We start from the raw sequence: 18,943 nt of genomic DNA on the forward strand, positions 1-18,943 counted from the left end.
AATGATGAACATATTAATTTTGTTACCATTTTTAAAAAATACTGGCCCTGCAAATGTGGTCGTATCTTTAGTAAATCAGCTAAAAGCCAAAAATGTTAAATTACATGTTGTCTGTCTATTCTCTGCAGAAAACAGTTATAAAGAAAAAATTAGCGCCCCAAATGTATGCGTGGAGGAGCTAAATGGCTTTAAGCCTAAGTCGCTTATCAAATTACACCATTACATTAGAAAACATAATATAGATGTATTACATAGCCATTGCTTGCTCGCAGATATTGTTGCGCCTTGGTTGACACTATTTTATCGTACCAAAACAATTTCCACAGTGCATTGCAGTTTAAAAGACAACTACAAAAACGAATATAGTTTTCCAAAGGGGCCTATTTACTATTGTTTACATCAATTTTCTTTAGCTCTATTCAATTCCGTCACTTATGTGTCGACAAGCATAAGTAACAAATCTAACGCAAATATTATATATAATGGCGTTCAAGCACGTAATATTTCGTTTAAGTCATCAGCAGCGAATACAATCAATTTAATTTATGCTGGTCGACTAATCTCTAGTAAAAACATTGCTTGGCTTGTTGATAGCGTAAGATGGTTAAATAGTAACTCTCCATTTAATTTCAAGTTACATTTGTTTGGTGACGGAGATCTTTATGATTCTGTTAGCCAAAATAATAATACTGATATTATTACCTATGGCTTTGTTAATGATTATCAAAGCTTGGTTCCTGAAAATTCAATATTTATTAACCCTTCACTATTTGAAGGTATGCCGATGGCAGTCATTGAAGCTTTAGCCGCAAACCTACCTGTGGTTTTATCAGATATAGAGCCTCACCAAGAAATAAAAGAGCATATAAAAGAAGGCGTCAGTAATTTTACTAACGAATATTCATCACTTTTAACTGCTATTAAGAAGCTAATTTCAAGTAAAGGGGAAGTTATAGTAGACAAGGCTAAAATGCGAAAACAGTTTGAACAACATTTTTCAGACAATCAAATGGCAGTTAAATATTATACTGCTTATAGTGCGTTATCACAGTAGATATGCTTCCTTACTTTATTGCCAACTTTACCGCCCTCGCATTTTTTCATATTGCTTTTCGCCAAAAGTTAAGCACAGCAGCATGTTATCTACTAATTTTTTTCAGCAGCATTCCTCTTATAGTAATTGCAGGGCTAAAATTTAGAAAAGTGGGCACCGACACTGGTTCTTATGTTTTCTTCTACAATCATATAATATCATTTACTGATGCCTTTGATATGGCAAGTGAACACGGTGAAATAGGTTATTGGTTATTAAACTCTCTTGGTCATCAAATATCGGATAATTACTTTGCCCTGTTCACGCTTACCGCCATTATTATTACGGCTTGCTATATGTATGCATTGAAGCAATTTAATTTAAAAACCTTATCTCTTTTTACTTTACTTTTTATAGGCCCATACTACTTTCAGCTCAATGGAAATCGACAAGCAATATCAATCGCAATATTCGCAATTTCAACAATTTTTATTATAAAAGAGCAACCGATAAAATATATTATTTCTATTTTGGTCGGCTTTTTATTTCACAAATCGATGATCATATGTTTGCCCATTTATTTCATTTTCAGGGGACAAATTAAACCAAGAAAAATTGCGCTGATTCTCTTAGGTTTCTTTATCTTTATCGTTTTCTTCCAGTCCTTCATAAATGTCGCATCAGGGGTTGATAGTCGATATTCAAGTTACGGAGATGCACGTTCAGAGAGCGGTGGTGTTGTAGTGTCACTGTTCAATATCATCTTGTTAGCTTGGTTTTTTATCGTAAGGATCATCAATAGACAATATCTTGCTAATAGAACATATGATGTTTTGTTGTCATTGTACTTGCTTGGCGCACTTGTCAGTATTATTTCTATGGTGCTAAGTGTTGATCCTTCTGGTTTCTTACGTTTAAGCGTGTACTTTATTCAGCTTAATATGTTTTTGTTGCCACTGTCGGTTATGAGTTTTAAAGATAATCAAACTCGACATGTCATTGTTTTTGCGGCTATCTTATTGATGATGGCTTATTTCTACATGACAACAAGCACGTTTAGTAATTTGACTCCTTATCGCTTTAATCCAATTTTAGGCCTTTAGATGAAAGTAAGTATTGGTATTCCATTTTTTAATCCTGGTCCAGTGTTTAGAGAGGCAATTGCTTCCGTATTAAATCAAACGTTTGAAGATTTCGAATTAATTCTCCTTGATGATGGCTCAAGCGATAATGCGCTTAGTATTGCTCAGTCGTTTGCAGACCCTAGGATCAAAGTTATCAGTGATGGCAAAAATAAAGGTCTTCCAGCGCGGTTAAATGAACTGATTGAATTATCTAGTGGTGATTATATTGCAAGAATGGACGCTGATGACTTAATTAGTCCTGACAGGCTTCAGCTACAAGTTAATTTCTTAAATACACGGCAAACGATTGACCTAGTTTCAACAGGAATATGCTCAATAACAGATGATGCAAAAGTACTTGGCTATCGAAAGCCGCAAGAGAGCCCCCTTTCCAATGCAAGTATTTCTGATGCCATATACGGTAGAGTCAACATCGCACATGCGACGATAATGGCGAGAAAGAGTTGGTATCAGCGTAATCAATACAATGAAACAGCAAAGTTGATGGAGGATTATCAACTCTGGATTGACGCTGCAATCAAGGATGATCTCAATGTTGGCTATATCGTTACACCATTATATTTTTATCGTGAAGAAAGCTCGGTATCATCTCGAAAAGCAATTAATGCCTATAAAAATCAGCTTTCTTTAGTCAAAGAAAACTATCTTAATTATTTAAGCTGGCCAGAGAAGTTTAAATTTACCCTAACAATGCGTTTTAAAATGTTAGTTGTTTTAATGTTAAACTCTTTTAATACAACTAACTTGTTAATGTCTTTACGCAACAAAAGTACAGAACAACATGAGCCAGAATTAATGGCCCTTCAACAACAGTTAGATGATATTCGGAGTCAAGTTTGAAAAAGGTTTTAATCGTAACGGCTGTACCGGAGACCGTTAATGCTTTTCTAACTGCTTATATTTCCGAGCTAAGCAAACATTATGAAGTGCATGTAGCATGTACGTTAAATGATCAACACGCCCTTAAAAGTCTAAGCGGCAATGTAGTAACTCATAATATTAATATCGCTCGGCAGCCGAGTATATTTGAAGACTTGAAGTCTTTATTTCAGTTATATCGATTTTTTAAGCACCAAAATTTTGATTCCATTCATTCATTTACACCAAAAGCGGGATTATTAAGTCAAGCTGCTGCATGGCTAGCTCGGTGTCCAAATAGACTCCATACATTTACAGGCCAAGTCTGGGCAACTAAAAAAGGTATCGCTAGGCTAGGATTGAAGTGGCTAGACAAATTAACGGCAACGCTCACGACAATATGCCTTGCCGACAGTCACTCTCAAAAAGACTTTATTGTGGCAGAAAAGGTGGTTAACCCAACTAAATGCCATGTATTAGCTTCAGGTTCAATTTCTGGTGTGAATATTGATAAGTTTAAATATTCCGCTAACGCTAGAGAACAATTAAGAACAGAGTATGGAATTTCTGAAGATAACTTTATATTCTTATTTGTCGGTCGCTTAAAGTACGACAAAGGCATTCCGGAATTAATTGCGGCATTTGAAAAACTCAATTTCTCACAGCCAGCCAAATTATTTATTATCGGTAAGGATGAGGATAACTTACTGCCTTTAGTGAGTAATAAAAGTGATGTGATTTTTGCGGGTTTTAAAACCAATGTTCCTGATTTTTATAGTTTTGCTGATGTTTTGGTTTTACCAAGTCACAGGGAAGGCTTTGGTAACGTAATAATAGAAGCTGCAGCATGTAATTTACCGGCAATTGCTTCTAATATATACGGACTTTCAGATGCAGTGTCCCATGAATATAGTGGGCTTTTACATCAAGTTAAAAATGAAAATGCCCTAGCAAGCTGCATGCAGCGGCTTTTAGATTCACCAGAATTACTCGCGACTTATAAAAAACAAGCTCGGCAAAGAGTTGAAGAAGTATTTGCTGAGCCAATCCTCGTGAATGCATTCTTAACCTTTTACAAAGCACACCTTAAGGAACATTCACCAAAATGATGAAGCGACTATTCGATTTTTTAACAGCGTTTACCTTACTATTCATGCTATCGCCAGTATTGTTTATAGTCGCTTTGCTTGTACGCTTTAAGTTAGGTTCACCGATTATTTTTCATCAACCTCGTCCAGGACTTAAAGGTGAGGTGTTTTCTATGTATAAGTTTAGAAGCATGACTGATGAAAAAGACGAAAATGGCGAACTATTACCAGATAGTATGCGACTAACAGGCTTTGGAAAGCTATTGCGTTCAACCAGCATGGATGAATTACCTGGGCTTTGGAATGTATTAATAGGCAAGATGAGTTTAGTCGGCCCAAGGCCTCTTTTGATTGAATATCTACCTTTGTATTCTCATGAACAAGCAAAGCGACATAATGTGCGCCCAGGCATTACTGGCTGGGCGCAGGTAAATGGCCGCAACAACTTATCATGGCAAGAAAAATTCAAGCTCGATGTCTGGTATGTAGAAAACCAATCGTTTTGGCTTGATATCAAAATCTTATTTTTAACCGTATATAAAGTCATAAAAAGAAGTGATATCGCCGCTGACGGTGAAGTAACCATGACCAAATTCACTGGAAATGAAGAATGAAGAAGTTACTAATCATTGGTGCTAGCGGGCATGGACGCGTTATTGCTGACTGTGCTGAGAAGATGGCATGTTACGAACAGATAGCCTTTGTCGATGCTATTTATCCAGAAAAAACCAGTAACTTACATTGGCCGGTTATCGGGGATGATACCTTTTGGCAAAAGCACATCAAGGATTTTGAAATTGTCGTTGGTATTGGTAATAACGACATTCGATTGCGTATTACACGTGACATAATTGCTCGAGGCGGTAAACTGGCGACAATTATTCATCCATCAGCTGTTGTTAGCGAGCACACCGACATTGGTGCTGGCAGTGTTTTTTTTGCTAGTTCAGTTGTTAATATTGGTTGTAAATTAGGTATTGCAACTATCGTGAATACTGGTGCTAGCGTCGATCATGACTGTGAAATAGCTGATGGCTGCCATATTGCACCAGGTGCAAATATCTCTGGTGGAGCTATTATTGGTGAGAAATCGTGGCTCGGTATAGGTAGTCAAGTAATCGAATTAATCAAAATAGGTGACAGTAGCTATATAGGCGCTGGCGCTACCGTAGTATCAGATCTAGCTGGGCATGCAACATATGTCGGTACACCAGCTACACAATTAAGAAAGTAGGTTAAACGTGTTAAATTCTCCGTTCGCCCCATGGCCAAGTTTTACACAAGAAGAAGCTGATGCGGTCAGCAAGGTTTTGTTATCTAATAAGGTGAATTACTGGACTGGTCAAGAAGGTAGATTATTTGAGCAAGAATTCGCTGCATACACGCAATCTCAATATGCCGTTGCTGTTGCCAATGGCACATTGGCGCTAGACTTAGCTTTACATGCACTAGATATAGGTGTCGGTGATGAAGTTATCGTTACGCCACGAACTTTTATTGCATCAATTAGCTGTATCGTTAATGCTGGCGCTATCCCCGTATTTGCTGACGTTGACCTTGTCTCGCAAAATATTACCCCTGAAACTATTACTCCAGTATTAACGGGAAAAACAAAAGCTATCATTTGTGTACATTTAGCTGGTTGGCCGTGTGATATGGACGGTATTATGAAGTTGGCTGCAGAAAACAACTTAAAAGTTATTGAAGATTGCGCTCAAGCTCATGGCGCCAAATATAAAGGGCGCTCAGTAGGCTCCATTGGACATATTGGTTGTTGGTCATTTTGCCAAGATAAAATAATGACCACGGGTGGCGAAGGCGGGATGTTAACCACCAATGATGAACAATTGTGGCGAAAAGCTTGGGCATTTAAAGATCACGGTAAGTCATACGAAGCGGTATATGAGCGTGAACATCCACCTGGTTACCGCTGGTTGCATGAAAGTTTTGGCACAAATTGGCGGTTGACAGAAATGCAATCAGCGATTGGGCGTATTCAGTTACGTCATATGCCTGATTGGACTGAAAAACGGAACAATTTTGCAGAGCAAATACTATCAACTTGTGAAAAACACCCATTTTTATCTGTACTAAGGCCAACTCACCAAAATTTACATGCCTATTATAAATGTTATGTTCAAGTGAAGTCTGAAAAACTGCCAAGCAATTGGAATAGAGAACGCATTATCAACGCAATCGCTGAAAACCAAGTCCCTTGTTTCTCAGGAAGCTGCTCTGAAGTGTATAAAGAAAAAGCGTTTGATAATACAGGATTCAGGCCTTCACAACCTTTAGCCAACGCTAAATTGCTCGGTGAAAATAGCTTAATGTTTTTAGTGCATCCAACATTAAGCACACAAGAAATTACATTAACATGCAAAGCAATTGACGATGTTGCCCAACAAATAGCCAAAGATGTTGCATAAATGTAAGCAATTAAGTGACAAATATGACAAAAATTGTCAGAATAGCTTCAAAGGATACACCCAAAATGGATGTTAAAATAATAATAAGGTGTATAGATTATGATCAGACGTATTGATCTGATTCCTAGCTCAATAAAATTACTTATCGCGCTAAGCTATGACTCAGCAGCGTTAAGCATTGCGTTTTTCTTATCATACTTTCTCCGTTTAGGCGGCGAAATTAGTGTTGTAGGCTATTCAGAATTTATTGTATTTGCACTAACAGTAGGCTTCACATTAAGCTGCTTTTACTTGTTAGATGTATATTCATCAATCATTCGTTATTTTAATGCCAAAGCATCACTAAAAATTATTGGCATTCTCATTGGTTCTGCTTGTGTGTGCTATTTGTCTTCACAAGTTTTTGATGCTTTTGTACCGCGCTCAATTCCTTTTTCATTTTTAGTGTTGTCATCAATGCTGATAGCTGGCGCTCGAGCACTAGTCGGTTTTTTTGTCAGTGAACACTGGTTTGATGAACGCGAAGAAGTTGTTATTTTCGGTGCAGGTACTACTGGTAGACAGTTAGTAAGTACGCTTACTCAGGGTAATAAATACCAAGTTTTAGCTATTCTTGATCAAAAGACTCAATACCAAGGTCGTAGTCTATTCGGCATTAAGATTCACAACTTAGAATACATTAAAGTTCTCACCAAAAAATATAAAAATTTCAAAGTATTAATTGCCGTTTCAGAAGTAAATCCCGAACGTATGAAACAAATTGTCAATCAATTTGAACCCTACGCACTAGAATTACTTACCGTACCTTCTATGTACGATATCGTCTCAGGTAAACACACAATAGACGAGTTACGAGAAGTATCCGTTGATGAACTACTTGGCCGTGAGCCTGTCGAGCCAATTCCTGAGTTACTAAGTGCCAATATTAAAGATAAAGTCGTCTTAGTCTCTGGTGCTGGCGGATCAATTGGTAAAGAATTATGTCGACAAATTATTCAGCAGCAACCTAGCAAATTAATTTTACTGGAAGTTAGCGAAGCATTTCTTTATGAAATCAATCAGGAATTGACCGAATTTCAAGTAGAAAATAATACCGAAATTCCTGTAGTTCCAATGATAGGTAATGTACAGAATGGTATGCTAATGACACGTATTTTTGACGTGCAACGTGTGCAAACCATCTATCATGCAGCTGCGTATAAACATGTTCCTATGGTAGAGAAAAATGTTATTGCTGGCATCACGAATAACGTTTTAGGTACCTATGAAATTGCGCAGGCAGCAGTTTTTTGCGAAGTAGAAACTTTTGTTTTAATTTCTACTGATAAAGCGGTTCGCCCGACCAATGTCATGGGCGCAACTAAACGTATGGCCGAATTAGTGTTACAAGGTTTAGCCAAGCGTGATCACCAAACTCGCTTTGTTATGGTGCGCTTTGGCAATGTGCTCGGCTCATCTGGCTCGGTTGTACCGTTATTTAAAAAGCAAATTAGAAATGGCGGCCCTATCACAGTTACACACCCAGACATTATTCGCTACTTCATGACTATCCCAGAAGCGGCCCAACTGGTGATTCAAGCTGGAGCAATGGGCAAAGGCGGTGATGTATTTGTACTAGATATGGGTAGCCCAGTTAAAATTGTCGATTTAGCAATAAAAATGACTCACTTAATGGGTTACACCGTTAAAGATGAACAAAATCCAAATGGTGATATTGAAATTAAATTTAGTGGCCTTCGCCCTGGTGAGAAGCTTTATGAAGAGCTACTTATTGATGATCATGCACAAACCACAACACATAAACGTATCCTTACAGCGAATGAGCGTTCGATTAGCTGGGTAGAAGTACATAATCTATTAATACGTATTACTGAAGCGATGAACGACGAAAATGTCGCAGAAATTCGACAGTTGTTAATGGATGCACCGCTCGGCTATGTGCCTGAGTCACACTCCAGCGATGAATTAGAGAATACAGAGAATAAAGCAGACCAAACAGCTAGTTAGTCTGCTTTTTTCGATACTCTGTCATACATCACAATACTACCAGCAACGGAGACATTTAAGCTGTAATCACCCGGCAGCTTTACCAATTGATGACATTTGGCCAACACTTGCTGCGGTAAACCTGATTGTTCGTTGCCTAACAGATAAACACAACGATGCGGATGTTTATATTTGCTTAATTCGCTAGCTTGTTCTGACAACTCCACACCAATAAGTGGTGTGTCATAAGGCAAGTTTTTAATCAAATCGTCAATTGAGTCGTAATGATATAAGGGAATTTTTTGCCAAGCATTGGTAACATCAGTAGTCTGTTTTTTATATTTTTTATCTACAGTAAAAATAAACGACGCACCTAATATATAAGCCGAGCGCCATAATGTTCCAATATTAATTTCATCCACATTGTTTAAAATGCCGATACCAAAAAAACCATTTTCTGAATAAGTTTGTTTAAGTCGTGCCATTAAGGTTACTGTTTACTCTTCTTTTTTAAGCAGAATCCAAATATCCGCATAGTCTGGTATATGTTTATTCGCTTGATGGTAATCGCCCCAGCCACGATAGCTACCAGCAAGCAAATCCAGCTGAAATAGATTGTCATCAAACGCTCCACCTTCATCTGCTAATATTGCCAATTGAGCTTGTGATCGCTTCTCAAGCTGATAATTAACTAGAATCAATTTACCTAAGCCTAACTGTTTCACATTGCCCGCTAAGCTAACTTGCGGCTTTATTGCTATTTTGTTTTTTAGTTCTTTGCCATAGCCTAAAATGCTGGGGACTTCAGCGAAATACCAATATCGCTTTTGTTCCCGCTTACCTATCGCATAGTCATAGTCGATACCATTGTTTCTATGGACGTTAAAATAACGTATTTTACCGTCAACCGTTAATACACCAGTTCCCTGTAGTAACACGTCATGTAAAGCCTCTTCGGTTACCCAAACTAAAGGTTTTGCTAACTTTTTATTAAGTAAAGCACCTTCCATAACCTCCTGCCGTGTATAGCGAAATCGAGTTAACTGATCTTTTTTCAGCTCCGCTTGCTCAAGCGAGAAATGCTGTTCATCGCTAGGTAACTGGTAAAGTGCTTGTGAATAGTGATCAGTTTTAACCGCACTACCATCTAAGAGTTTTGCGTAATATTTCGTAAGGAATAGTTGTTTATTCGGGATTTGATTTAACATACGGCTTTTAACGCTATTAGTGCTCTTTCGTGCAATCTCATCTGCTTTTTCTTTATCAGGTATCCAGCGAATAAATTCAAAATTGGCTTTTAAAAATGCACCATCATGTAAGCGACTGTTTCGATTAGCGCGCACATCTTCTTGATAAATCTGGCACAGAAAATCCAGCGTTTGCTCTACCCTGCCTAATGAAATGCCATTACCAATAGCTTTCCCAGCATGCACCGCCTTTACGTCATCCTTATGCTGACGAAGGTATTGATTAGTTGCTTTTGACACTGCACAAAGCTCACTACCTTTAAATATCGACAGCTGGCCGAAGTTAGGGCTTTGTTCTTTTAAAAATTGAGCGTCGGCAAAGACGTACGATTGTGTAACAACTACAAATATTAAAGCGATTAATAGACGACTAAACAAAAGAAGACCACTACAGACAGGATAATCCACAAATAGTATCAAGAATTGTGTCAAATATTACAGCAAAAAAATACACTGTTACATTTAGACACGCCTGCCTCAACAATGCTCTCTTAAAATAAAGGCTGACATGGAGTTAATCAGAGAGTAAAGAAATGAAAACAATTAAAATGATAATGGCAAGTCTACTAATAGCGACAAGTTCAGTGGGATTTGCCAATGAAGGTAATAGCAAATTTATCGACATTGATGCCTATGAAAAAAATATTAAAGAAGCACTTTCTCTATATCAAAGTAATAATTATGAAAGTGCCCTTCCTGCACTTGAAAAAGTCGCTCAACTTGGCGAGAAAAAAGCACAGTACATCGTCGGTACTATGTATCTAAATGGTCAAGGTACTCCTCAAGATTTAAAGAAAAGCTATGCTTGGCTATCAGTAGCAAACGAGCAAAAGACTAAATCTTGGAAGAAACCACTCAATATGCTTGAAGAAAAACTACCTAAAGATTATCTGGCCGTAGTTAATGAAGAGGCGAAGACCTATATCGATAGATATGGCGTAAAGGCGCAAAAACTAAAGTGCCGCCCAATGAAAACGTTAGGCTCTAAAAAACCGAAACACACCTGTAAAAAATCAGAATTAAAACCAGGCTTTTATTACGCAGGTTAATAAGTTCTATTTTTCAATATTTAAGCGATTGGTATGAATGTAGCCTTCCGATATCTGTCGCTTATTTATCAAGCAATTAAGAATAAATCTCCATTTTAACAGGAAGCAATGTGTCACCTTCCTGAATATGCAACGAGTTAAGTTAATAATAGCTTCCGACTTGAATTCAGCTAGAAGAAAGTCGATTCGTTCCTGCCAAACAGCATTCTCTCTTCAATTCACTTCTCATAAAAGTCGCAAGAACTTAAGCATTTAATTTGTGAGATTTACAGCAAACCTCTAAAGTATTTCAGAATTCTTAATAAGGTAATCTAAATCAGAGAGAATATTTATCTCTGTAAAAAAGCTCAAAGACTACTAATTATTCATCATGCTTCATGACCAATTAATTACTCATACGCGTTGATTACAAAAAGTTACTAGTGCATTACGGCATTTCACACTATTATGCATGGCTTTATTGTTTTATCTTGTTAGTAAAGAGTATGAAGTTAATTTCTAAAATAAGTACTGCACTTTTAGCCGTAAGTGCATTGGTTAGTGCATCAGCGAATGCAACTATCGTTGAATTTGTTACCTCGCAAGGCAATATCCGCGTTAATTTACATGATCAATCTACGCCGAAAACTGTAGATAACTTTCTAGAATATGTTAATGATGGTGATTACCAAGACAGTGTAATTCACCGCGTAGAATCTAACTTTGTTGTTCAAGGTGGTGGTGCTACATACAGCGACGGATTTGATCATGAATCAATTGAAAGTAATGGCGCTGTAGAAAATGAGCCGGTTTGGTCGAATGCCAAAGGTACTATTGCAATGGCCAAAGTAGCTGGCAATCCAAATAGTGCGACTAGCCAATGGTTTTTTAATTTAGCTGATAATAGTGCCAATTTAGACGTGCAAAATGGTGGTTTCACGGTTTTCGGTCAAGTATTTGAAGAAGATATGGCAGTGCTTGAAGCGATTGAAGAGCTTAGTCGGTGTGGAAGTACACCTATGGTTGACTATTCAGCGGAGCAATGCGCTACCGGAGAAGATGCAGGTTATGACAACTTTGTTATCGTTTATCGCATCGACATCATTGACAGCACAACAGTAACTGACGCTGACTTGGTCAAAGTGCCAAACACTTTGATTCAAATACCAGATGAAGATGATGACAATGATAGTGACAGTAGCGGTGGCGGAAGCTTATTTTGGTTACCATTAATCGCGTTGCTAGCAATCATCAGACGAACACAAAAATAATTTCTAGGTGATTAATAAAAGGTGGCTTAGCCACCTTTTTTATTTAAGCTGCTGATTGAGCTATAGTTTAGTTAATATTAACTACTACTAAGTAATCTATATGTCAGTAAGCAACATTGTTGAATTCCGTTTTTTGGCTGAACCTACAGACGTCAATTTTGGTGGCAAAGTTCACGGCGGCATGGTCATGAAATGGATTGATCAAGCGTCCTATGCTTGTGCTGCTCAATGGAGTAAACATTACTGTGTAACAGTTTCAGCTAATGCTATTCGCTTTATTCGCCCGATACTAGTCGGGCAGATGATTAGTGTCGAAGCTAGAATTGTCCATACGGGAAAATCTAGTATGCACATTTATGTTGTTGTACGTGCTGGCGATCCTAAAGGCAGTAAACCCGTCATAACTAACAGATGTTTCATTACCTTTATGGCAGTAGATCAAGCTGGTTACCCAATAAAAGTTCCTGTTTATGTGCCCGAAACAGAAGAAGATAAACAACTAGAACAAGTCGCCGAGCAAGCTAAAGATTTTGCTAAAAAGCTTGATAAAGACTTTGAGGAAAAGCTGGGCTGGAAGTAATTTTGACGTGCTATCGCAAGATATAATGAATTATTACGTTTTTTTCAGCAACTAGGCTGTTTGTTCAAACAATTACTTGGCACAATAAGGTCAAAGAAAAAGAACAGGATATTCAATGAAAGGTTTCTTTGCCTTATTGCTTTGGCTCGCTGCGCCAGCGCTATACGCTACTGAACAGGCTGGTACTATATTTAAACAACTTGCCCCCTCGCTTTATCAAATTCGATTAATTGATAAGGCTAGTGGTGAGAAATCTTCTATCGGCTCTGGATTTCAAATAACTGCAGATGGCTTAATCGCGACCAATTACCATGTTATCTCTGGCTTCGCGCAATACCCTAATAAATATCAAATTCAATATTTAGATCATCAAGGCAACAAAGGTGACCTTACCTTAGCAAGTGTCGATGTTATCAATGACTTAGCATTGGTTAAACGCAATATTGATCAAGACATGCCATTTTTTACCATTGCAGATAATTCGCCAACAAAAGGTGAAGAGCTGTTTTCACTTGGAAACCCTCATGACTTAGGCATGATTGTGGTACCTGGTACATACAATGGCTTAAAAAAAGAATCTTTTATCGATAAGATTCATTTTACTGGCTCTGTAAACTCTGGAATGAGTGGTGGGCCTGTAGTCAACAAGGATACACAAGTAGTTGGTATTAATGTTGCGACCTCAGGCAATCAAATCGGCTTTTTAGTGCCACATGATAAATTGGCGACCCTGTTCAATCACTACCAAGATTCACCACCAGCATCTATTGAAGAGCAAATGGCGGAGCAACTTAGCGCCTATCAAAAAGCCCTTATCGATAAGCTACTCGAAAGTAAATGGCAGGGAAAAGTCTTAGGAAAAAGCCTTATTCCAACAATTGACGTGCCTTTTATACGCTGTTGGGGAGAGTCCAACTCAGATAAAACTGATGCGTTAATTTTATCCGCCATGGCCAATTGTGCGCTTGATGAGGATACCTTTATTGACCACAACTTCTTTACTGGTACGGTTGAAATGCAGTTTCAGTATATGGAAACTGACAAAATAAGCCCGTTAAAGTTTTATCAGCTATATCAACGACAAGTAACTCGTGCTGCCGCAGGTAATAAAGCAACCAAAGACGATGTAACCGAGTTTGAGTGCCACCATGATATTGTCATGCCGCTGAACCAATCAATTAATAACAAAAGCATTTTATGCACTCGAAATTATAAAAAGTTCCCTGCGTTATTTGACGTCTTGTACCTAGGGCTGTCTGTCGATAGGGAAAGACAGGCACTCATTAGTCACTTTACAGTTTCAGGGGTAGAAAAAGAAATGGCTCTGGCATTTACCAAGCGCTTTATGGAGTCAGTTTCATGGAAATAATCATCGAAGAAATTAGTAAAGGACATAAGCTCATTGGTCGCCATAAATACGCGCAAAGTTCTGTGCATATCGGGCGTGGTTATCACAATGACATTATCGTTTCCGATCCTCATGTTTGTGCAGAGCACTTAACCATTGATTATGACGGTGAGCACTGGAAAATTAACGACCTTAATAGCGTAAATGGCTCATTCATTGGTCAAGGGAAGCAAGCTGCGAACGGTCATATTGTTAACTCTGGTGATGTCATTTCTATTGGTAATAGCCAGATACGTTTAATATTCCCGAATCACCCTGTTGACACTAGTATTCCATTTAGTGCGTTTGAATCACTTATCAACCTTGCTAGGCATCCGCTTGTCGTAATAGCTAGTATAGTGCTTTTCGCATTAGCTACCGGTTGGCTAACCTTTTTAGAAAATGCCAAAGAAGTTAACTTTACACAATTGCTAGTACCAGCAATAAAGCTAACACTAGCGTTTTGTATTTGGCCATCGATAATCGCCTTAATTTCCCATCTCACTAAAAATGATGCTCGAGTGCTACATCAAATTGGCATTTGTTTTATCTTCTTTTTATTACTGATGGTTACCGATGCGATACAAGCATTAACCTACTTCAATACTTCAAGTAATTGGCCAGTCGCTTGGTTTGTTAACTTGCTGCCAATAGTATTAGCGTTTTGTATGTTTTGGTTAAATTGCTATGTTGGCTTCCACATGAGCAAGGCAAGACGCATTACTGCGGCTGCTAGCTTAACCATACTCTTCTTTGGGGGTAGTGCATTGCTTCAAATGAGTAAACGTCCAGAATTCAATCCTAGGCCGCAATATAATGCCACGATCCTGCCACCGGCTTATCTCATTTCTTCAAGTAGTAGTGTTGATGACTTTATAAAAGATGCAGACAAGCTATTTGAAAAAGCTCAGAAAAAAGCTAACGATGAAAAATAAAAAAAGCGAGCATAGCTCGCTTTTTTCTTAAATGTTTATTAACTGATCAGAACTTAAGGTTTAGCAACAAAGCCTATTGCGTCATAAACCTTTGTGAGAACTTGACTAGCATGAGCAGAAGCCTTCTCTGCACCTTCTCGCATGACTTTATCAAGAAATGCTTGGTCTTCACGGTATTGATGGTAACGCTCTTGAATTGGCGCTAATAAGCCAACCACCGCGTCTGCCACATCACCTTTTAGGTGACCATACATTTTGTCTTCGTAATCTGGTATTAATGACTCAACAGTCTTACCAGTACAACATGAAAGTAAGGACAACAAATTAGAGACACCTGGTTTTTCTTCCATATCAAAATAAATACGCGCTTGTTCATCAGAGTCAGTCACTGCACGTTTAATTTTCTTAGTGATCTTTTTAGTATCTTCTAATAAGCCAATAAAGTTATTTGGGTTATCGTCCGATTTCGACATTTTCTTTAATGGGTCTTGCAAGCTCATTACACGAGCACCAAATTCAGGAATATATGGGTCTGGCACTGTAAAAATATCGCCATATAAATTATTCATTCGTGTCGCAATATCTCGTGCTAACTCTAAATGCTGCTTTTGATCATCACCTACAGGCACTCGTGCTGCATCGTAAAGTAGGATATCTGCTGCCATTAATACCGGATAAGTAAATAAACCTGAGTTCATATTCGCTTCAGACTTTTGTGACTTATCTTTATATTGTGTCATGCGGTTAAGTTCGCCCATTTGGGTGTAACAATTAAGGACCCAGCTAAGTTGTGCATGCTCTGGCACATGAGATTGAATAAAGATAGTGCTTTTTTGCGGGTCAACACCACAAGCAAGGTATAGCGCTAGGCCATCTAATGTCGCTTTACGTAATGCCTCTGGCTCAGGACGAACAGTTATCGCATGCTGATCAACTAGCATGTAGTAGCAATCATGATCGTCTTGCATATTGACCCACTGTCTAAGTGCGCCTAGATAATTTCCTATGGTTAATTCACCTGATGGCTGACAGCCACTTAATACAATTGGTTTACTCATTATCTTCTCGTTTATTTGCTACTACTTCGTACTTACTGACGCTAATTCAGCACGCATTTGTTCAATAACAACCTGATAATCAGGCTGTGAAAATATTGCCGAACCGGCGACAAACATATCAGCACCAGCTTCCGCTATTTCTTTAATGTTGTCGACTTTAACACCACCATCGATTTCAAGGCGAATTTCTCGACCACTTTCTATAATTCGTTGTTTAACTAAACGAAGTTTTTCTAACGTAGTAGGGATAAACGATTGACCACCAAAGCCAGGGTTTACCGACATCAGCATAATGACATCAAGCTTATCCATCACAAAATCTAAAACCGACAATGGCGTTGCTGGGTTCAATACTAAACCAGCTTTACAGCCATGTTGTTTGATTAATTGCAACGTACGATCGACGTGTTCGCTAGCTTCAGGGTGAAATGTAATGATATCAGCTCCTGCATCGGCAAATGCAGGAATCAAACTATCTACGGGTTTAACCATTAAATGTACATCAATTGGCGCTGTAACTCCGTAATCTCTCAATGCTTTACAAAACATTGGCCCGAAAGTTAAGTTGGGCACATAATGATTATCCATCACGTCAAAGTGAACGACATCAGCACCAGCATCTAGCACTTTGGCAACGTCATCACCTAGGCGTGCAAAATCAGCAGACAAAATCGATGGAGCTATTAAAAATGAAGACATAAGATCACCCTTTAAAAAATCTGCGCTACTTTACCTAAAGCGCAGCCAATTATGAAGTAAAAGCCGCAATTTATGGCTGTTTTTTATGCACAAAGTTGGATCTTTTTAGATTTTAGTTGCACTAAAAAAGATCATCGAAAATTCTCCCGTTGACAAAAAGCAAAAACAACAAACCATTTACCCTTTGTTTTTATTGGCTTTTTAATGTTTTTTGATTGTTAATCATATCTTGGGCATCGACTTTGCAGCCAATAAGATAACAATAAAAAATAGAGAGATATGACATGAAAAACGCACTATTAGGATTAGTTATCAGTTCGAGCTTGGCGACATTATCAATTGCAGCTAATAAAGCACACGCTGTAGAAGGGTTATCAGCAAACGTAGGCTTAACTAGCAACTACTTATGGCGTGGTGTTACACAAACAGATGACGGTGCAGCGATTTCTGGTGGTATAGACTACGCGAATGAATCTGGGTTCTATGCTGGTACATGGGCATCGAATGTAGACTTTGGAGATGATGCCAGCTACGAATTAGACTTTTACTTTGGCTTTGGTGGTGACCTGGGTGACAGTGGTTTCGGGTATGATGTGGGTTACATATACTACGCTTACCCAGACTCTGCTGAAACTGATGGTAGCAATGAGTACGACTTCGGCGAAATATACGGTAGCCTTTCATATGACGTATTTAGTGTTACCGCGAATTACGGTGTAAATAATGACGATGGAGCAGAGTGGGCTGACAGTGCGCTATATATAAGTGCAGATGCAGCTTTTGAAATAGCTGAAGGGCTAGAGTTAGCGTTTCACGTAGGTAATTATACTTTCGATGATGATTATGACGACGGTGATTACACTGACTACGGCGTAAGTTTAAGCAAAAATGGATTCACATTCGCATTATCTGATACGGATATGGATAACGATGATGTTAAATTTACCATTTCGTATGCTATTGATATCGATCTTTAATTAATACATTTTAATATTTAAAGGCTCGGTTAATACCGAGCTTTTTTATGTGCTATTGCTAAGTCATTAGATATTTTCCATACTGATCACATTAATTCTTCGGTAATAAAATTATGTCTAAAGATAACTTAAGTTGGTGGCAAATTTGTAAAAGTGTAGGTGCGGCATTTTTCGGTGTACAAAGCTCTACAAACCATAAGCAGGACTTCGCTAAAGGTAAGCCAATTCAGTTTATTATTATTGGTTTAATTGGCGCTATAATTTTTGTCGGAGCGTTAATATTTGCCGTGAATTTGGTGTTGCTAAAGTAAAACTAGCTGCAAACTTTTAATACTATTGAGCACACAATGACTAAAGAGTAATTGGGCTTATTTATACAGCGCCATTAACTCACCTACCTTTTTTCGACCGTTAGCTTTTTGGCTAATAGTACGAGCAACATTTAATTTGCGAATTTTAAAGGCATGCTCGTAAATTTTTCGTGTCCAAATTGTATCGTGATTACTTATCAACACGGAAGTTTTTGGCACGCTTTCTACGGTTTCTTCTGCTGCATTGGCAAGGTCAGCTTGTTCATCTAGTCCAAAGCCATTACCTGCATAGCTAGTGAAGCTTGCCGTTTTACTTAATGGTACGTAAGGTGGATCACAGTAAATTACATCGCCACTTTTTGCTCTTGCAAACGTATCTCGATAGTTTTCACAAACAAAGATTGCATTTTGAGATTTTTCTGCGAAATACCAAAGCTCTTTTTCAGGAAAATAAGGCTTTTTATATTTGCCAAAAGGTACGTTATATCCGCCCGACTTATTGTAACGGCATAGGCCGTTATAACCATGTCTATTAAGATAGAGAAACAGCAAAGATCGCTGGTAAGCATCCTGTGTTTCATTGAAGGTTTTACGCAGTTCGTAATATGCTTCTGACTGGTTATATTGTGCAGAAAACAGCTCTGCAGATTCGGCAATAAACAGCTCAGGTTTTAACTGAAGTATTTTGTAGAGGTTAATTAGATCTTTATTAATGTCATTGAGAATATAACGCTTATAATCGCTATTGAGAAAAACAGAGCCTGCACCAACAAAAGGCTCTATTAGGCATTCGCCTTTCGGAAGTATTTTGTTAATAACATCGCATAGGGCATATTTACCACCTGCCCATTTTAGAAATGCTCTATTTTTATTGGTCATTAAGCCAACAATTCCAATACTACTAAGTTAACGAC

20 protein-coding genes are annotated in these 18,943 nt (G+C 38.1%); 15 read left to right on the top strand and 5 right to left on the bottom strand.

Features of this window, described 5'->3' with window-relative positions; genetic code table 11:
- Window position 1: 1 nt before the first annotated feature.
- From HII17_RS02640 to HII17_RS02675, 8 genes are all read left to right on the top strand, one after another.
- Window positions 2-1,054, top strand: coding sequence for a glycosyltransferase family 4 protein (locus tag HII17_RS02640; protein ID WP_169073754.1), 1,053 nt, complete (start codon window positions 2-4; stop codon window positions 1,052-1,054).
- A 2-nt stretch (window positions 1,055-1,056) separates the two neighbouring features.
- Window positions 1,057-2,136, top strand: a complete 1,080-nt coding sequence (locus HII17_RS02645) for an EpsG family protein (RefSeq protein WP_169073755.1) — start codon at window positions 1,057-1,059, stop codon at window positions 2,134-2,136.
- Window positions 2,137-3,018, top strand: coding sequence for a glycosyltransferase family 2 protein (locus HII17_RS02650; RefSeq protein ID WP_169073756.1), 882 nt, complete (start codon window positions 2,137-2,139; stop codon window positions 3,016-3,018).
- Window positions 3,015-4,145: a glycosyltransferase family 4 protein gene (locus HII17_RS02655; RefSeq protein ID WP_169073757.1), complete on the top strand. Its 1,131-nt coding sequence runs from the start codon at window positions 3,015-3,017 to the stop codon at window positions 4,143-4,145. Before HII17_RS02650 ends, HII17_RS02655 begins: the two co-directional genes overlap by 4 nt.
- A complete protein-coding gene (locus HII17_RS02660) occupies window positions 4,145-4,738 on the top strand; it encodes a sugar transferase (protein ID WP_408033873.1) in 594 nt (197 codons plus the stop codon). The genes HII17_RS02655 and HII17_RS02660 overlap by 1 nt, the downstream gene beginning before the upstream one ends.
- On the top strand, window positions 4,735-5,358 hold the full coding sequence (locus tag HII17_RS02665) for an acetyltransferase (protein WP_169073759.1): 624 nt from the start codon (window positions 4,735-4,737) through the stop codon (window positions 5,356-5,358). Before HII17_RS02660 ends, HII17_RS02665 begins: the two co-directional genes overlap by 4 nt.
- A 7-nt stretch (window positions 5,359-5,365) precedes the next feature.
- Window positions 5,366-6,550, top strand: a complete 1,185-nt coding sequence (locus HII17_RS02670; protein ID WP_169073760.1) for a DegT/DnrJ/EryC1/StrS family aminotransferase — start codon at window positions 5,366-5,368, stop codon at window positions 6,548-6,550.
- Between the two features lie 99 nt (window positions 6,551-6,649).
- A complete protein-coding gene (locus tag HII17_RS02675) occupies window positions 6,650-8,557 on the top strand; it encodes a polysaccharide biosynthesis protein (RefSeq protein WP_169073761.1) in 1,908 nt (635 codons plus the stop codon).
- On the opposite strand, the gene HII17_RS02680 is transcribed toward HII17_RS02675, so the two are convergent.
- Entirely contained in the window at window positions 8,554-9,021 is a 468-nt protein-coding gene (locus HII17_RS02680) for an RNA methyltransferase (protein ID WP_169073762.1), read from the bottom strand. The genes HII17_RS02675 and HII17_RS02680 overlap by 4 nt on opposite strands.
- Before the next feature lie 12 nt (window positions 9,022-9,033).
- Window positions 9,034-10,161 carry an MltA domain-containing protein gene (locus tag HII17_RS02685; RefSeq protein ID WP_169073763.1) on the bottom strand — a complete coding sequence of 376 codons (1,128 nt, stop codon included), beginning with the start codon at window positions 10,159-10,161 and terminating at the stop codon, window positions 9,034-9,036.
- Between the two features lie 155 nt (window positions 10,162-10,316).
- On the opposite strand from HII17_RS02685, the gene HII17_RS02690 reads away from it, so the two are divergent.
- From HII17_RS02690 to HII17_RS02710, 5 genes are all read left to right on the top strand, one after another.
- Window positions 10,317-10,832 (top strand): sel1 repeat family protein, encoded by a 516-nt coding sequence (locus HII17_RS02690; RefSeq protein ID WP_169073764.1) that lies wholly within the window; start codon window positions 10,317-10,319, stop codon window positions 10,830-10,832.
- Window positions 10,833-11,317: 485 nt separating this feature from the next.
- A complete protein-coding gene (locus HII17_RS02695; protein ID WP_169073765.1) occupies window positions 11,318-12,082 on the top strand; it encodes a peptidylprolyl isomerase in 765 nt (254 codons plus the stop codon).
- 100 nt (window positions 12,083-12,182) lie between these two features.
- Window positions 12,183-12,662 carry an acyl-CoA thioesterase gene (locus HII17_RS02700; RefSeq protein WP_169073766.1) on the top strand — a complete coding sequence of 160 codons (480 nt, stop codon included), beginning with the start codon at window positions 12,183-12,185 and terminating at the stop codon, window positions 12,660-12,662.
- A 115-nt stretch (window positions 12,663-12,777) separates the two neighbouring features.
- Window positions 12,778-14,031 carry a S1C family serine protease gene (locus HII17_RS02705; protein WP_169073767.1) on the top strand — a complete coding sequence of 418 codons (1,254 nt, stop codon included), beginning with the start codon at window positions 12,778-12,780 and terminating at the stop codon, window positions 14,029-14,031.
- Window positions 14,022-14,984, top strand: coding sequence for an FHA domain-containing protein (locus HII17_RS02710; RefSeq protein WP_169073768.1), 963 nt, complete (start codon window positions 14,022-14,024; stop codon window positions 14,982-14,984). Before HII17_RS02705 ends, HII17_RS02710 begins: the two co-directional genes overlap by 10 nt.
- A gap of 53 nt (window positions 14,985-15,037) precedes the next feature.
- Here the strand turns inward: HII17_RS02710 and trpS are convergent, their stop codons facing one another.
- Window positions 15,038-16,042 carry a tryptophan--tRNA ligase gene (gene trpS, locus HII17_RS02715; protein WP_169073769.1) on the bottom strand — a complete coding sequence of 335 codons (1,005 nt, stop codon included), beginning with the start codon at window positions 16,040-16,042 and terminating at the stop codon, window positions 15,038-15,040.
- Window positions 16,043-16,063: 21 nt separating this feature from the next.
- Window positions 16,064-16,741, bottom strand: coding sequence for a ribulose-phosphate 3-epimerase (gene rpe, locus HII17_RS02720; RefSeq protein WP_169073770.1), 678 nt, complete (start codon window positions 16,739-16,741; stop codon window positions 16,064-16,066).
- 284 nt (window positions 16,742-17,025) lie between these two features.
- On the opposite strand from rpe, the gene HII17_RS02725 reads away from it, so the two are divergent.
- Both HII17_RS02725 and HII17_RS02730 read left to right on the top strand, forming a co-directional pair.
- Window positions 17,026-17,718: a TorF family putative porin gene (locus tag HII17_RS02725; RefSeq protein WP_169073771.1), complete on the top strand. Its 693-nt coding sequence runs from the start codon at window positions 17,026-17,028 to the stop codon at window positions 17,716-17,718.
- 113 nt (window positions 17,719-17,831) lie between these two features.
- Window positions 17,832-18,029, top strand: coding sequence for a DUF2970 domain-containing protein (locus HII17_RS02730; protein ID WP_169073772.1), 198 nt, complete (start codon window positions 17,832-17,834; stop codon window positions 18,027-18,029).
- 57 nt (window positions 18,030-18,086) lie between these two features.
- Here the strand turns inward: HII17_RS02730 and HII17_RS02735 are convergent, their stop codons facing one another.
- Window positions 18,087-18,908, bottom strand: a complete 822-nt coding sequence (locus HII17_RS02735; RefSeq protein ID WP_169073773.1) for a Dam family site-specific DNA-(adenine-N6)-methyltransferase — start codon at window positions 18,906-18,908, stop codon at window positions 18,087-18,089.
- Between the last annotated feature and the right edge of the window lie 35 nt (window positions 18,909-18,943).

This window comes from Thalassotalea algicola, from assembly GCF_012932965.1.
GTDB lineage: Bacteria > Pseudomonadota > Gammaproteobacteria > Enterobacterales > Alteromonadaceae > Thalassotalea_F > Thalassotalea_F algicola.

Excerpts from the sequence above, each read along its gene's own strand:
- HII17_RS02640 (WP_169073754.1), top strand. The coding sequence starts at position 2 with ATGATGAACATATTAATTTTGTTACCATTTTTAAAAAATACTGGCCCT.
- HII17_RS02645 (WP_169073755.1), top strand. The coding sequence starts at position 1,057 with ATGCTTCCTTACTTTATTGCCAACTTTACCGCCCTCGCATTTTTTCAT.
- HII17_RS02650 (WP_169073756.1), top strand. The coding sequence starts at position 2,137 with ATGAAAGTAAGTATTGGTATTCCATTTTTTAATCCTGGTCCAGTGTTT.
- HII17_RS02660 (WP_408033873.1), top strand. The coding sequence starts at position 4,145 with ATGAAGCGACTATTCGATTTTTTAACAGCGTTTACCTTACTATTCATG.
- HII17_RS02665 (WP_169073759.1), top strand. The coding sequence starts at position 4,735 with ATGAAGAAGTTACTAATCATTGGTGCTAGCGGGCATGGACGCGTTATT.
- HII17_RS02675 (WP_169073761.1), top strand. The coding sequence starts at position 6,650 with ATGATCAGACGTATTGATCTGATTCCTAGCTCAATAAAATTACTTATC.
- HII17_RS02680 (WP_169073762.1), bottom strand. The coding sequence starts at position 9,021 with ATGGCACGACTTAAACAAACTTATTCAGAAAATGGTTTTTTTGGTATC.
- HII17_RS02690 (WP_169073764.1), top strand. The coding sequence starts at position 10,317 with ATGAAAACAATTAAAATGATAATGGCAAGTCTACTAATAGCGACAAGT.
- HII17_RS02695 (WP_169073765.1), top strand. The coding sequence starts at position 11,318 with ATGAAGTTAATTTCTAAAATAAGTACTGCACTTTTAGCCGTAAGTGCA.
- HII17_RS02700 (WP_169073766.1), top strand. The coding sequence starts at position 12,183 with ATGTCAGTAAGCAACATTGTTGAATTCCGTTTTTTGGCTGAACCTACA.
- HII17_RS02705 (WP_169073767.1), top strand. The coding sequence starts at position 12,778 with ATGAAAGGTTTCTTTGCCTTATTGCTTTGGCTCGCTGCGCCAGCGCTA.
- HII17_RS02710 (WP_169073768.1), top strand. The coding sequence starts at position 14,022 with ATGGAAATAATCATCGAAGAAATTAGTAAAGGACATAAGCTCATTGGT.
- trpS (WP_169073769.1), bottom strand. The coding sequence starts at position 16,042 with ATGAGTAAACCAATTGTATTAAGTGGCTGTCAGCCATCAGGTGAATTA.
- rpe (WP_169073770.1), bottom strand. The coding sequence starts at position 16,741 with ATGTCTTCATTTTTAATAGCTCCATCGATTTTGTCTGCTGATTTTGCA.
- HII17_RS02725 (WP_169073771.1), top strand. The coding sequence starts at position 17,026 with ATGAAAAACGCACTATTAGGATTAGTTATCAGTTCGAGCTTGGCGACA.
- HII17_RS02730 (WP_169073772.1), top strand. The coding sequence starts at position 17,832 with ATGTCTAAAGATAACTTAAGTTGGTGGCAAATTTGTAAAAGTGTAGGT.
- HII17_RS02735 (WP_169073773.1), bottom strand. The coding sequence starts at position 18,908 with ATGACCAATAAAAATAGAGCATTTCTAAAATGGGCAGGTGGTAAATAT.